This is a genomic window from Paenilisteria riparia FSL S10-1204 (genome assembly GCF_000525995.1).
GTDB classification, from domain to species: domain Bacteria; phylum Bacillota; class Bacilli; order Lactobacillales; family Listeriaceae; genus Listeria_A; species Listeria_A riparia.
In genome coordinates this window covers 34013-48334 of sequence record NZ_AODL01000007.1, presented here as the reverse complement: position 1 = coordinate 48334, position 14322 = coordinate 34013, and the positions used below count along the sequence as shown (strand labels likewise).

The window sequence follows — 14322 nt, the reverse complement described above, 5'->3', positions numbered from 1 at the left end:
CGATGCAGAAAGAAGGATTCAAATGAAGAAAATCATAATTATTGGTGGAGGCTTGACAGGGTTGTCGGCGGCATATTATTTGAATAGCCAGATGAATCAAGAAGAAGTGGATTGGCATCTTTTTGAAGCGGACGGTCATTTTGGTGGGAAATTTAACACGGTGTTGCGCGAGGGCTTTATTATTGAGAAAGGGCCAGATTCTTTCTTGGCGCGCAAGCCTGCTGGACTGGCATTAGTGGAGGATTTGGGCTTGACGGATCAGTTAATTACGAATGCGACTGGTAAGTCTTATATTTATCATGATAAGGCGCTCCACCCGATTCCAGAAGGGTCTGTGATGGGAATTCCGACGGATATTCGTGCGTTATTAGAAAGTGATTTATTGACGGAGGATGGGAAGGTTCGCGCGCTGGAAGAGCTGATGTTGGAGTCGAATGTGACGGAAGCCGATCAGTCGATTGGGGATTTCTTTGAGTATCGCTTTGGTAAAGAGATGGTAGTACGCTTGATTGAACCTTTGCTGGCTGGGATTTATGCGGGAAATATTTATGAGATGAGTCTGCGCGCGACTTTTCCTCAATTCGAAAGTACGGCGAAACAATATCGAAGCTTGATGTATGGGTTGAAAAGTCATCGCCCGGAGACTGTGAATACGACGGGAACGGCGAAAACAATTGGCGCGTTTCGGACACTTGCTGGTGGCTTATCGACGTTGACGGATGCGCTCGTAAAGGCGTTACCAGCAGAAAGGCTTCACGCAAATACGGCTGTGAAGTGTATTGAGAACACAACGGTTGTTTTGGAAAATGGAGAACGAATTGTTGCAGATGCGATTATTATTGCTACGACGCATGATGTGGTCCTGTCTTTACTAGATGTTCCTGCTGTGAAGCCTTTGATGGAGCAGCCGATGACAAGCTTGGCAACTATTTCGTTAGCTTATAATCAAGATGCTGTGTCTCATTTACCTGAAGGGACTGGTTTTTTAGTCGCTAGGACTGGAGATTATCATATTACGGCATGTACGTGGGTACAGGAGAAATGGCCACATATGGTTCCTGATGGCAAATTGTTACTGCGAGGCTTTTTAGGTAAGGCTGGACAAGTTGGTCTGTTAGAACAGACAGATGCGGAAATGGTACGACATGTGCAGGAAGACTTGAAAGAAATGATTGGGCTAGAAGGTGAGCCATTGTTTTATGAGATAAGTCGAATGAAAGAAGCGATGCCACAATATACGGTTGGGCACCAGGAACGCCTAGAGATGGTAGAACATGATTTGAAGCAGCAACACCCGAATATTTTCTTAGCGGGCATGTCTTACCGAGGTGTTGGAATTCCAGATTGTATTCACGCTGGGAGAACGGCGGCGAATGATGCGAGCCAGTTTGTAATGAATGGGAGCCAGCCATGATTAAGGGCGTGGGGTTAGATATGATTGATTTGGACCGTGTAAAGCAAGTGTTAGAAAAGAATCCGCGATTTGTAGAACGGGTTTTAACGACGGAGGAACAGAAACTGTTTGCCAAATATAGTGGTTCGCGTCAAGTTGAGTTTTTGGCAGGACGGTTTTCTGCGAAGGAAGCATATGCGAAGGCGAATGGGACTGGTTTTGGGAAAGAGTTAAATTTTACAGATGTGGAAGTGCTGACATTACCTAACGGGCGCCCAGTTTTAACGCAACCAAAACGCTTGGATGAGCGAGTGTTTGTAAGTATTACACATACAGGACGGAGTGCTGCGGCGCAGGTTATTATTGAGGAAGTGGACAGGGGGCAGAAAGAATGGCGGTAACGGGATGGCACCGGCCAACATGGGTGGAAATTAATCGTGCTAATATTCGTGCTAATATTGAGAATGAACGGCGCCATTTGCCAGAGAAGGTGGATTTGTTGGCGGTTGTGAAGGCCGATGCGTATGGCCATGGTATGCTTGAAGTTGCTCATATAGCCAAAGATGCTGGAGCAAGAGGCTTTTGTGTCGCCATTTTGGATGAGGCGTTGGCACTTCGGGAAGCTGGGTTTGATGAGCTAGTTTTGGTGATGGGAGCAGTTCCTTTAGAATACGCGAAGCTAGCTGCAGAAAAGCAGATTTCGGTGACGGTTTTTGATGTGGATTGGTTGCGCCAATTGCCAGAACTAAAAATACCTTTACGAATTCATTTGAAAGTAGATACGGGAATGGGGCGGCTTGGCGTCAGGTCGTTTGATGCGGTACGTGATGTGGAGGACGAGATTGCGAAGCGTCAGGATCTCGTTTTTGAAGGTATATTTACGCATTTTGCAACGGCGGACCAGCTGGAGACGTCGTATTTTGAGAAGCAGCTAGGCTGTTTTAAGGAAGTGGTTGCTTCGCTTAAAGAACGTCCAGCGATTATACATTGTGCGAATAGTGCAGCGGCATTGTTACAAAATCAGCATGACTTTGACGCGGTTCGGTTTGGCATTTCGATGTACGGATTGACACCTTCACTAGAAATTGCGCCAGTTTTGCCATTTGCGTTACGCCCGGCGTTATCTTTTTATACCGAAATTGTGCAGGTGAAAGAGCTTGCGGCTGGCGATTGTGTAAGTTACGGCGCCACCTATGAACGCAAGTCTCAGGAATGGGTCGCTACATTGCCAGTTGGCTACGCGGATGGTTTTATTCGTGCTTATTCAGGGTTTGAAGTATCCATCGATGGCGAGCGGATGCCAGTGATTGGCCGAGTTTGTATGGACCAATGTATAATTCGTTTACCGCGATATTATCCGACTGGTACGAAAGTGACCTTAATCGGCGAACCAAACACGGCAGATGAGGCAGCAAGCCATTTAGGGACGATTAATTATGAAGTAACATGCTTAATTTCGGAACGCGTTCCAAAAAAATACATTCTTTGAGGTTTTTTACGTGCATAGTTTTAAATTAAGAATTATAATGAAAAAGTACACATCATATTTCCTAACTGTTAGGTATTCAGTCTAACTTGCTTTTTAGGGAATCGGGTCTAATAGCGTATTTTTGAAGAAAATCACTCCGAAAAGCCTTTCCATTGCGTCCTGATAGTGTTACGATATATATGTTATAGAGTAATGCACAGCTGGGGGTGTGACGCGTGTTAGAAAAACAAGACACGACAGAAATCTGGGTAGAAATGACGCAGCAATTATTGGAGGAGCTAGACGAGGCTCGGGCAAAAGAAAAAATGGGGCGGAGTGAAATGATTATGGAGGCAACACAACAGTTTTTACGTCAAAAGAAAGCACGCGATTTGCGTGACGAAATGGAACGTGGATATACTGAGATGGCTTCTATCAACTTTTCGATTGCATGTGAATGCACACATGTGGAATCGGAAGCCGAAGATAAAAATTTACAAGTTTTAGGAGGGTGAATGAGCTAATGGTGAAGCGTGGAGATGTATACTACGCGGACTTATCTCCTGTTGTTGGAAGTGAACAAGGGGGAATACGGCCAGTTCTCATCATTCAAAACGATATTGGCAATCGATTTAGTCCTACTGTCATCGTGGCGGCAATTACGGCAAAGATTTCTAAAGCCAAATTGCCGACCCACGTTGAGGCAGCTCAGAAACATGGTTTCGATCGCGATTCCGTTATTTTGCTGGAACAAGTTAGAACAATTGATAAGCAGCGTCTAACGGATAAGATTACACATTTAGACAGTCAGTTGATGAATCAAGTGAATCGTGCGTTAGAAATCAGTATGGGTTTAGTAGATTTTTTAAAATTGCAAATATTTGTTGGTAAAGCTAACATGTCTCTTACATAATATTATAAAAGAAGCTTTACTAAAATGATGAGTTAGGCAAGTATAAAGTTTCGCAAAAAAAAATTGAATAGAATAAGGATTACATATTATACGATACTTGAGTTTAGAATAGAAATGTCTGGCTTTTAAGTAACCGACATGAGAAAAGCTTCTTAGGCTGTGGCAAACCCCATTGCTCTTTCCCCATTGCTTTTCTCGTGTCTCTTTTTTTACGAAAGAGGCCGTTGCAATCGTACTTGTTACGTTTCAATCAAGACGAAAGGTTGGAAGAATAAAGATGTATAGAGATTTTGCGAATTTTATTCATACAAATAAAGATTTGTTACTGAGCAGATGGATGGAAGAAATGACAGTGCAAGCCGACCCAGCGATTTTGCTAGTGACGAGTGATTTATTATATGAAGATACAAGTAGGGAGTTTTTAGATTTAATTGTAGCTAACGTACTAGGCTCTAAAGATGGTTCTTTCAATGAAAAACTAGATGGTTTTGCTCAGAAAGTAGTGGATCTTGGATGGTCTGTTCATTTTGTGACAAAAGGACTTCGGAATTTTGGGTTGATTGTTTACACCGAAATGAAAAAGCAGGGCGTTTTCAATATGGCGAATGCTGACGATGATGCTTATTATCATTTTGAGAATTGGCTATCTGCCATGTACAGCGTCGTAGTAAATGCGTACGCGGATTCTTGGGAAAAGACGGTATCCGTTCAAAAAACAGCATTACAAGAGTTATCGGCCCCGTTACTACCAATTTTTGATGGTATTTCTGTGATGCCACTAATTGGTACGATTGATACGGAGCGCGCAAAGCTAATTATGGAAAACTTATTAATTGGTGTTGTGAAACATAGATCCGATGTTGTATTAATTGACATCACGGGTGTTCCAATCGTTGACACGATGGTAGCGCATCACATTATTCAAGCATCCGATGCAGTCCGACTTGTAGGTTGCCAAGCAATGCTCGTGGGTATAAGGCCAGAGATTGCGCAAACTATTGTGAACTTAGGAATTGAACTTGATCAAGTCATTACTACTAGCACGATGAAAAAAGGCATGGAGAAAGCACTCGCGATGACTCATAGAGAGATAGTAGAAAAAGAGGAGTGAGAGAATGGGAATTCCGATTCTGAAATTGGGAGAATGTCTATTAATTTCCATCCAGAGTGAGCTTGATGATCAAACGGCAGTTGAATTTCAAGAAGATTTGCTTGCCAAAATTCATGCGACATCCGCAAGAGGCGTAGTGATTGATATTACATCTATAGATTTTATCGACTCTTTCATTGCCAAAATTTTAGGTGATGTTGTCAGTATGTCTCGTCTTATGGGGGCGATGGTGGTTGTGACGGGAATCCAACCAGCAGTCGCGATTACATTAGTAGAATTAGGTATTACATTTGAAGGTGTCCTTTCCGCGATGGACCTAGAAAGTGGTTTGGATAAATTAAAACAGGAATTGGGGGAATAGAGATGGAATTCCAATCCTGTGTCAAGATTATCAATGAGTGGGACATAGTCGCTGCTCGCCAGTTAGGAAGGAAAGTATCTAAAGAAATCGGCTTTGGCACAGTAGATCAAGCAAGAATAACGACTGCAATTAGCGAACTTGCTCGAAATATTTTTCTTTATGCGGGAACTGGGGAGATTTGTATTGAAAAGATGACAGAAACAGGAAAAGATGGACTGAAAATTATTGCGAAGGACCAAGGTCCGGGTATCCATGATGTAAGGCAAGTGATGCAAGATGGTTATACAACTTCTGGAGGACTAGGTGCAGGATTACCAGGTGTAAAACGCCTAATGGACACGTTTGACCTTGTATCAAGTATCGAAGAAGGCACAAAGGGGACAATCATTACAACACAAAAGTGGGTCCGCTAGGGAGGACACAAGATGGAAAGTAGAGAGAGTTTGCTGTTTAGGGAGAAATATCGCGAAATTGTTTTGACGTATTTGAAGCAACAGGATGAAGGTGTTTTATACAATTGCGAAAAACTGACACGCGAGGCGATGGAAAAACAAATATCGCCAGAAGAAATTGTGAATTTGCATCGAGCGATTTTGGAAGAATATGACTCGGACTTACCAGAATATATTTCGTCTTCATTCGATGTATTGCTAGAAATGATGGTCGGCTACGGTCTGGCTTATATGGAACATCTTAGCTTGCGAACAGAGCAACAAGCATTACGCCGCGAAATTGCTCAAGCAGAAGATATGCAAAAAATGATGATGAAATCAGAATTGCCAAAAGTAGCAGGGCTTGAAGTCGGTGCAGTAAGTGTACCAATGCGTCAAATGAGTGGGGATTACTACAGCTTTATGCAAGAAGGCGATGACAAAATTAGCGTTACACTAGCCGATGTTATCGGAAAAGGAATTCCAGCTGCATTCAGTATGTCGATGCTAAAATATGCCTCCGATAATTACAGTGGTTCCGCAAAGACACCAAGCGAAATGTTGCAAAACCTAAACGCGGTAGCTGAGACAAACATTGATGACAATATGTTTATCACAATGTTTTACGGTCTATACGACACATCAAATCATCTGTTTGAATTCGCATCAGCAGGTCATGAAGTAGGACTTTATTTCGATGCAAAAACGAGAAGTTTTACCGACTTGTATGCACGTGGTTTACCGCTTGGTATCGATCCAGACGCGACCTATCGTGGATTTGAGAAAGCTGTTGCTAAAGACGATATGATTTTCATTATGTCAGACGGCGTTACTGAAACACGTACTCTGGACGGTTTCATTGAACGTGAGGATTTGATAACTGTCTTTGAAGAGCGGATTGATTTGCCACCACAGAAACTAGTCAAAGAAGTATACGAGTATTTATGCAAGATGCAGGAATACGAACTGCGCGATGATTTCACATTAATTTGCTTAAAGCGCGTTTAGAATAAAGATATTCAGGGAATACACTCTGGGTATATAAAAATGGGACGAGGTGGAATGATGAATATCAAGGTAGAGATTAGAGAGACTGATAGTAATCATGCGAAAGTTGTTGTGGCCGGCGAGATTGATGCATACACGGCACCGAAATTAAAAGAGGCGTTAGGGAGTTTTGACAAACGCGAGGGCATATACGTACAGATTGATTTGGCAGGTGTAACCTATATGGATAGTACTGGCTTGGGTGTTTTTGTAGGCGTATTTAAAAGTTTACGAGCAAAAAAGAGTGAATTGGAGCTTGTTGGGTTGTCAGATCGGATTTATCGATTATTCGAAATTACTGGTTTAACAGATATTATCGAAATCAAAAATGTAGAGGGTGAAATGAATGGCAACAACGTATGACACGATTGAACTAAAAATTCCAGCCAGGCCTGAGTTTGTGAGTTTAGGAAGATTGACGGTTTCTGGCATTGCGAGCCGAATTGGTTTTTCGTTTGAAGCAATTGAAGATTTGAAAATCGCGATTAGCGAAGCAATTACAAATGCGGTGAAGCACGCGTTTAACGAAGATGATATTGGTGAAATTCGAATTGCATTTGCAGTTTATGAAGATAAGCTGGAAGTGACAGTAACGGATGAAGGCAAGAGCTTTGATGCGGAGAAACGCAAAATGGAAATTGGGCCATATGAGGAAGACGAAGATGCGGACATGTTGCGCGTCGGTGGTTTAGGTTTGTTTTTAATTGAAGCTTTGATGGATGACGTAGAGTTACACTATGATGGTGGTGTTTCGGTAGTTATGACTAAATATATAGAGGAAAAGCAGGTGGAGGGGAATGCCAAAATTATCTCGACCTGAGGAGCTCGCGGCAAGAGAAGAAGCCCGTGAAAAAGCAAAGGAAAAAGTCTATAAATGGATTAGTGATTATCAAGAAAACGGAGATGAAGACGCACAGTATGAACTTGTTGTTCACTATAAGAACCTGGTGGAATCTATTGCACGCAAGTATTCTCAAGGAAAATCATTTCATGAAGATTTAGTTCAAGTTGGCAATATCGGGTTGCTCGGAGCTATTCGTCGTTATGATGCATCATTCGGTAAGAGTTTCGAAGCATTTGCGGTTCCGACGATTGTTGGCGAAATCAAGCGTTTCTTACGCGATAAAACGTGGAGCGTACACGTGCCTCGCCGTATTAAAGAACTTGGACCAAAAATTAAAAACGCGGTAGAAGAGTTGACACGGGAGTTACAACGTTCGCCGCAAATCAGTGATATCGCTAATTTCATTGGGGCTACCGAAGAAGAAATTTTAGAAGCAATGGAGATGGGGAAAAGCTATCAAGCTCTGTCTGTAGACCATTCCATCGAAGCAGATACGGATGGAAGTACTATTACGCTACTGGATGTTGTTGGTGGTGAGGATGATGGCTTTGAACGCGTAAATCAACGGATGCTTTTGGAGAAAGTTTTGCCAGCTCTGGATGAACGCGAACAGAAAATTTTGCAGTATACGTTTATTGAAAATCGCAGTCAGAAAGAGACTGGGGATTTATTGGATATTTCGCAAATGCATGTATCTCGCATTCAACGTCAGGCAATTAAGAAGTTGCGAGCAGCACTACAAGATGAGGATTTAGAATAAATGGATGTGACGGGACAATCGAATGTAGGTGTGGATTTGTATGTCTTCCAGCGTGCGAAACATTTGCAAAAACATTGTGGCGATCAGATTTTGATAAAAGAGGATGCATCAGGGCTTTTATGTGTGCTCGTGGATGGTCTTGGAAGCGGGAAAGAAGCGGAAAAGGCAGCTAAAGCAGTGACGGAAGTAATTGATGCACATAGTTCGATGCATTTAAGAGATATTGTGGCAGAAGCAAACAAAGCGATTAGCGGTCTTCGCGGCGCAGCGATAGCAATATGGTACGCGAATTTCGCCAAAAAACAACTGACGTATTGTGGCATCGGCAATATCCGATTTTATTTATTGGGTGATGACGATAGATTATTGTTTCCAATCTCATCGACAGGATTTCTTTCTGGTCGAAAGCAAAAAATTCGGACGCAGAAATTTGATTACAAGCCAGGTTCGAAATTTTTAATGCATTCCGACGGGTTAGTGCTTGGCGGTGTAAAGAAATATTTATTTGCAAGCGGTTCAATTGAAGCGACAGGACATTGCATTGAAAGCAATGTGGCTGATGTACCAGAAGATGACGTGACGTTTATCGTCGGAGAATTTCCTATAAGTGGTTAGAATAGCTTTGGTCCGAGATTAGTATTCGGATCGAGGCTATTTTTATGTAAAAAAAGCAGTTCATTGCTAGTGATCTCGGCTAATTTTAAAAATATGGCATAGTAAGCGTTTGCTTATACTGGATTATAAAAAAAAGTCTAAAATTTATCTACATGCAAATGAAAGAATACAGCTTATAATGAAAACTACAATATATATTGACTGTTGGAAGGGAATGATGTGTCAAAACTGGTTGCAGGTAATTAAATGAATAATTAGGAATATTCAGGTTAAAAGAGGAGGAACAAAAGTGAAGAAAAAAGCATTATTATGGGCGGCTGGATTAGCTGCTACAACAGGCGGAGCATTAGGCCTTACAGACAATGAAATAGAAGTACGAGCTGCAGAAAACGAAATTATGAGCCAAAGCACTAATAAATCTACAGGGGTGAACAAATTCTCAAGCAAAGCTCCATTCATCGAGTCTGTAGATGTTACTATGTCTGACGATAAATCTTTACAAATTACTGAGGGATTTCGTTTAGGGAGTACGTCTATCTCAGGAATTAGTACACCAGATGGGGAAGTCACTATCAAATACGGGCTGGATTCAGGATATATTGCTAAAGTACCAGTTGATGAGAATGGAAGATGGCAAGCTATTATTCCAGAGCTTGAGGTGGGACATATTTTAATGCTGGAAGATTATGCAATTTCCTCAGCAAATGGTGGAAGACCCGCTTTTTCTATTTATGAACTATGGCCTTCGAAACTTACAGAAAGTAACATTGACCTAACAACAACAAATACGACTACTATAACTGGTACAGGAGGATACCCTGGCGTTGAAGTAGAAGTGACATTTGCAGTAAAACTTGGGAATCAAGTCAGACCGATGAAATCATCAGCGATTGTTGACCAAGATGGAAATTTTGAAATGCCAATAGTAAATCAAGCACCAGGTTACTCTATTAGCGTACAACAAAAATGGAATGGCAGAATATTTGGAATAAACGGTTCAACAGGGGCTATGAATTTCTACGTAAAAGTTGTGGAAGGGATAGGAAAACCAGCCGTTAACGCCGTTTCAGGTAAGGAAACAAAAGTAACTGGAACAGGTAAACAAGGAGCGAAAGTACGAGTACAATCAAGTGGACAGGAAATTGGAACAGCGACAGTTGCTCAGAATGGCACTTTCGAAGTAACGGTACCTGCACAGAAAATGAGGAATGAATTACAAGTCACGCAAGAAGAGGGGAAAGACGTCAGTGAAAGCACGACGATTATTGTGGGACAAGAAGTACCAGAAGTCACTTCTGAATTGAAGGAAGGCATGAATACTATATCTGGAACAGCGTCACCAGGTGCTGATATAGCTATTTGGACAGGAGCAGTAGCACCTGTTGCTAATGTGAAATCAGATCCACTCACAGGCCAATGGACAGCGAATGTGCCTGCACTAATTGGTGGGAACACCGTACAAGTACGCGCATCGCTTGGCTTAAATCAAACCAAGGACAGTATACGATACGGGATTGAGTTAGGTAAAATTACAGAACTTCGAGCGATTATTTCTGGAGAGAGAGTCAAAGTAACTGGAAATGGGAGCCCAGGAGCTACGCTTCATGTGAAAGCAGGAGGAAATCTGGTAGGAACAACAACCATAAACGATGCAGGGAAGTTCGAATTGCTCATTATGAGAACTGTCGAAGGTGAAAAACTAGCTGTTAGTCAAACTAAAAATGGAATGGATAGCGTAGTGAGTGAAACGCAGGTATTAAAAGGCCTAGACGCACCAAGTAATATTGACATTGTGACAGCCAACAGTACGAAAGTGAGCGGAAAAGGTAAACCTGGAGCTACGGTGAGCGTAAAAGTAAAAGGACAAGAAATTGGAACAGGTCAAGTGAACAATGATGGGAATTTTGAAGTAACTATTCCATCTCAAGTGGAGGGAACGAAACTTTCCATTACTCAAAAAGAAGGAGAGGATGAGAGTGCTCCGTAGTTGTAACAGTTATCAGTGCCCAACTAACAAAACCAACGATTGATGATTACTTTGCGAATGGTACCTATATCCGAGGTACTGTACCAGCAGGAGCAATGAGAGTTACGTTGGTAATTGATGGTAAAGTCACTAAAATTGGAACTATTAGTGCAGACGGTAAATATGCAATTTATGCGAATGATATTGCAGCACTCAAAGTCGCAGGTACTAATTTTGAAATATTTGTAACGGATGTTCATGGGCAACGCAGTGAAGTGGCAACTGGTACTGTAAAAGGATTATCAACCTTAATGATAAATCCTTATCGAGCAGGTCAAGCGAACATTACTGGAGCTGTAGAAAAAAATGTAGAGCGAATTGCGGTTTACGATAAAGCTGGGACGATACTACGTTATGGTCAAATAAATGCAGATGGAACTTTCCGAATCTATGTTTCCGGTTTTGCTGCTATGCAAGTCGTTGGAGATAGCTTTATAGTGAGGGCATTGAATTCCAATGGAGTTATTGCACAAGCCACAGCGACAATTTTGCCATAACAAGCTTTTGAGATAAACAAAAGGAACACTAATAAAAAAAAGGACTTTCAATGGATTATTTTAAATAAAAATTCATTGAAGGTCATTTTTTTTACTTAAATTTCATAAAAGTATAGGTGAGTCATTTTTCCTTATCATAATTCGGATGATTTCTTTAAACTTTCCTTATATTTTCTTAGCCTCGCATTTATTTAACTCCTCTATACTTAAGTTATACCAAAGGAGGAGAATGAATTGAATATTAAACATAGTTGCCTTATCGCAGTTTTAGCAGTATCGAGTTTATCGCTTGCTGCATGTACGGATAATGAGGATCAAGCTACAGAAACAAAACAAAAAGTCACAGCTACAGCAGAAACAGCACAAAAGAAAGTAGAACAACCAGTGGACACGACGCCATCACCTGATCTTAACATCTCAGCAGAATCGGCTGCACTTTATAACGTCGATGATACAAAGCCACTATATGAGAAAAGTCCAGAAATGGTAACACCAATCGCAAGCATTACCAAGCTGATGACAACGTATTTGGTTTTACAAGCCATACATAATAAAACGCTGTCGTGGGATGAAACTTTGCAATTGGAACCACTGAATGATAAAGCGGCAGTATCTTTATATATGATCACAAACAAAAGAGACTGGACCGTGAAAGATCTTTACGCAGCGATGCTCGTCATGTCAGCAAATGATGCCGCAGAAGCACTTGGAAAACGATTAGACAAAACAGATTTTCCAGCTAAAATGAATAAAGAAGCTAAGAAAATAGGGCTCTCTAGCAAAAGTAACTTTGTTAGCGCAAGCGGTTTAGATGCCGATGGTCAAGAAAACGTATCTACGAGCAAAGACTTGTACCTACTAGCCTCATCACTTATTACAAAATATCCAGAAGTGCTTGATATGACATCAAAGGCAAGCTATAAGACAAGCACTGGCTACACCGTTGAGTCTACAGACGCACTTTTAGCAAATAAAGAAATCGACGGATTGGATGGCTTGAAAACAGGATTCACAGATGGTGCGGGTTATTGTTTTGTTGGAACAGCGAAGCAAAACGGTAAGCGATTGATTTCCATCGTATTAAAAACAAGCACAATAGACGCCCGTTTCCAAGATACGAAAACCCTCATGGCTTACGGATTCAAGAATTAAGGAGGAAAAACAATGAAAAAAACAAATCGCCGTCTTTTTTGGAGGAGAATCGCCTGAATATGAAGTCTCCTTGCAATCCGCAACTGCCGTAATCCGAGCTATTGACAAAACAAAAAACGATGTCATTTTAATTGGTATCACCAAAAAAAGGAAAATGGTATTTATACGAAGGTCCAGTTGAGGCGATTTCCAGTAATAAATGGGAACAACATAGCTCTTGTACAATTGTCTCACCTATTATGGATAAATCAGAAAGTGGCGTATATGTTCATCGGGCTATTTCCATCGAAACATGTCGAATTGATGTTGCCATTCCTGTGTTACATGGACAAAATGGAGAGGATGGCACGATACAAGGAGTGCTTGATTTAGCTGGGATAAATTATGTTGGATGCGGTGTCTTTACATCAGCATTAGGTAGCGATAAAGTACAAGTCCAGAAATTAGTGCATAATTTAGGTATTCAAGTCGCACCTTCCATTCATTTTTACAGCGAACAAATTCCAAACATTCGCATTCAAGACTTTATAGCACAACACGATTTTCCAGTATTCGTCAAGCCAGTTCGAGCTGGATCATCGATTGGTATATCGATGGTTTCTCACAAAGACGCACTCATGCCAGCAATAAAGCATGCTGCACAATTCGATACCGAAGTCACGGTCGAAAAAGCAATTCAAGGCTCTGAAGTTGGATGCGGTATTATTGGTAATAGTAAGCCAATCGTTGGTGGCGTTGATGAAATAGAGTTGAATGGCGACTTTTTCAACTTCACAGAGAAATATGAATTGCTTTCTGCGCAAATTCATATGCCAGCACGAATCCCATTAAAAACCAAGCGATACATTCAAAAAGCTGCAAGAGCGATTTATATGGCGATTCATTGTGAAGGCTTAGCGCGTATTGATTTTTTCTTACAAGAAGACGGTCAGTTGATTTTTAACGAAGTCAACACGATGCCAGGATTTACAGAGCATTCGCGTTTTCCTACATTGATGAAGGAGGCAGGCTATTCTTACGAGACGCTGATTCAAACATTAATCGAACTTGCAGCAGAAAAGCGAAACGGAGTGACAGGCCATGAAACAACTAAAGGATAATTTATTATTGATTAATAACAGCCATACATTAAGCAAAAATTATGTGCCAAGTTCGCTTGTGACACTATGTGCAGATCATCAACTGACTAAACAAGCTGCAGAAAATATATATGCACTGGTAACAAATATCGATGCAAGAGAAGACATTGTCCCAGTCAGTGGATACCGAAGCTATGAGGAGCAATCTCAAATTTATCAACATAGTCTCACTAAAAACGGTAAAAACTACACACAGAAATATATCGCAAAACCAGGCAGTAGCGAACACCAAGCAGGCTTAGCAATTGACGTTGCACTAAAACAAGACGACATCGACTTTATTTGTCCAGAGTTTCCGAATTATGGGATTGCTCGAATTTTTCGCGAACAAATGGCTACTTTTGGTTTTATTTTAAGATATCCTGAAGGAAAAACACAGATTACCGGAATTGCTTATGAACCGTGGCATTTCCGGTATGTCGGCTTGCCACATAGCCAAATTATTAAAGAGCGAGAATATGTGTTAGAAGAATATATCGATTATTTACGAAATTTCACCTCTTTTTACGAACCATTTCATTGGCAAAATAGTGATTATTCCTACTATATCGTCACTGTACCGATG

The 14322-nt window shown here is 41.2% G+C and carries 18 protein-coding genes and 1 pseudogene; all 19 read left to right on the top strand.

Features of this window, described 5'->3' with window-relative positions; genetic code table 11:
- Positions 1 to 22: 22 nt before the first annotated feature.
- Positions 23 to 1414 (top strand): protoporphyrinogen oxidase, encoded by a 1392-nt coding sequence (gene hemG / locus PRIP_RS04990; RefSeq protein WP_036099892.1) that lies wholly within the window; start codon positions 23 to 25, stop codon positions 1412 to 1414.
- A complete protein-coding gene (acpS, locus tag PRIP_RS04985; protein WP_036099891.1) occupies positions 1411 to 1794 on the top strand; it encodes a holo-ACP synthase in 384 nt (127 codons plus the stop codon). The genes hemG and acpS overlap by 4 nt, the downstream gene beginning before the upstream one ends.
- Positions 1785 to 2882 carry an alanine racemase gene (gene alr, locus PRIP_RS04980; protein WP_036099890.1) on the top strand — a complete coding sequence of 366 codons (1098 nt, stop codon included), beginning with the start codon at positions 1785 to 1787 and terminating at the stop codon, positions 2880 to 2882. The genes acpS and alr overlap by 10 nt, the downstream gene beginning before the upstream one ends.
- 215 nt (positions 2883 to 3097) lie before the next feature.
- Positions 3098 to 3376 (top strand): ribbon-helix-helix protein, CopG family, encoded by a 279-nt coding sequence (locus tag PRIP_RS04975; protein ID WP_036099889.1) that lies wholly within the window; start codon positions 3098 to 3100, stop codon positions 3374 to 3376.
- Between the two features lie 8 nt (positions 3377 to 3384).
- Positions 3385 to 3774: a type II toxin-antitoxin system PemK/MazF family toxin gene (locus PRIP_RS04970; RefSeq protein WP_052008724.1), complete on the top strand. Its 390-nt coding sequence runs from the start codon at positions 3385 to 3387 to the stop codon at positions 3772 to 3774.
- A 277-nt stretch (positions 3775 to 4051) separates the two neighbouring features.
- Positions 4052 to 4885, top strand: coding sequence for an STAS domain-containing protein (locus tag PRIP_RS04965; RefSeq protein WP_036099888.1), 834 nt, complete (start codon positions 4052 to 4054; stop codon positions 4883 to 4885).
- A 4-nt stretch (positions 4886 to 4889) separates the two neighbouring features.
- Positions 4890 to 5246 carry an STAS domain-containing protein gene (locus tag PRIP_RS04960; RefSeq protein ID WP_036083339.1) on the top strand — a complete coding sequence of 119 codons (357 nt, stop codon included), beginning with the start codon at positions 4890 to 4892 and terminating at the stop codon, positions 5244 to 5246.
- Positions 5247 to 5248: 2 nt separating this feature from the next.
- A complete protein-coding gene (locus PRIP_RS04955) occupies positions 5249 to 5659 on the top strand; it encodes an anti-sigma regulatory factor (protein ID WP_036099887.1) in 411 nt (136 codons plus the stop codon).
- A 12-nt stretch (positions 5660 to 5671) separates the two neighbouring features.
- A complete protein-coding gene (locus PRIP_RS04950; protein WP_036099885.1) occupies positions 5672 to 6685 on the top strand; it encodes a PP2C family protein-serine/threonine phosphatase in 1014 nt (337 codons plus the stop codon).
- Between the two features lie 57 nt (positions 6686 to 6742).
- Entirely contained in the window at positions 6743 to 7087 is a 345-nt protein-coding gene (locus tag PRIP_RS04945; RefSeq protein WP_036099883.1) for an STAS domain-containing protein, read from the top strand.
- Positions 7071 to 7544, top strand: a complete 474-nt coding sequence (gene rsbW, locus PRIP_RS04940; protein ID WP_036099881.1) for an anti-sigma B factor RsbW — start codon at positions 7071 to 7073, stop codon at positions 7542 to 7544. The genes PRIP_RS04945 and rsbW overlap by 17 nt, the downstream gene beginning before the upstream one ends.
- Entirely contained in the window at positions 7522 to 8328 is an 807-nt protein-coding gene (sigB, locus tag PRIP_RS04935) for an RNA polymerase sigma factor SigB (RefSeq protein WP_036099879.1), read from the top strand. Before rsbW ends, sigB begins: the two co-directional genes overlap by 23 nt.
- Positions 8329 to 8943 (top strand): PP2C family serine/threonine-protein phosphatase, encoded by a 615-nt coding sequence (locus tag PRIP_RS04930; RefSeq protein WP_036099878.1) that lies wholly within the window; start codon positions 8329 to 8331, stop codon positions 8941 to 8943. It abuts the gene before it with no gap.
- A gap of 289 nt (positions 8944 to 9232) precedes the next feature.
- Positions 9233 to 10930 (top strand): Ig-like domain-containing protein, encoded by a 1698-nt coding sequence (locus tag PRIP_RS04925; protein ID WP_036099876.1) that lies wholly within the window; start codon positions 9233 to 9235, stop codon positions 10928 to 10930.
- 95 nt (positions 10931 to 11025) lie between these two features.
- Positions 11026 to 11466, top strand: a complete 441-nt coding sequence (locus PRIP_RS04920) for a hypothetical protein (RefSeq protein WP_149023759.1) — start codon at positions 11026 to 11028, stop codon at positions 11464 to 11466.
- Positions 11467 to 11850: 384 nt separating this feature from the next.
- Complete coding sequence (locus tag PRIP_RS04915) at positions 11851 to 12618, top strand: D-alanyl-D-alanine carboxypeptidase family protein (protein WP_052008794.1); 768 nt, start codon at positions 11851 to 11853, stop codon at positions 12616 to 12618.
- A gap of 70 nt (positions 12619 to 12688) precedes the next feature.
- Complete coding sequence (locus PRIP_RS18195; RefSeq protein WP_277620078.1) at positions 12689 to 12799, top strand: hypothetical protein; 111 nt, start codon at positions 12689 to 12691, stop codon at positions 12797 to 12799.
- Positions 12750 to 13718, top strand: a complete 969-nt coding sequence (locus PRIP_RS04910) for a D-alanine--D-alanine ligase (protein WP_052008723.1) — start codon at positions 12750 to 12752, stop codon at positions 13716 to 13718. The genes PRIP_RS18195 and PRIP_RS04910 overlap by 50 nt, the downstream gene beginning before the upstream one ends.
- A pseudogene (locus PRIP_RS04905) lies at positions 13699 to 14244 on the top strand (D-alanyl-D-alanine carboxypeptidase family protein); the annotation flags it as partial. The gene PRIP_RS04910 and the pseudogene PRIP_RS04905, both read left to right, overlap by 20 nt.
- Positions 14245 to 14322 lie beyond the last annotated feature (78 nt).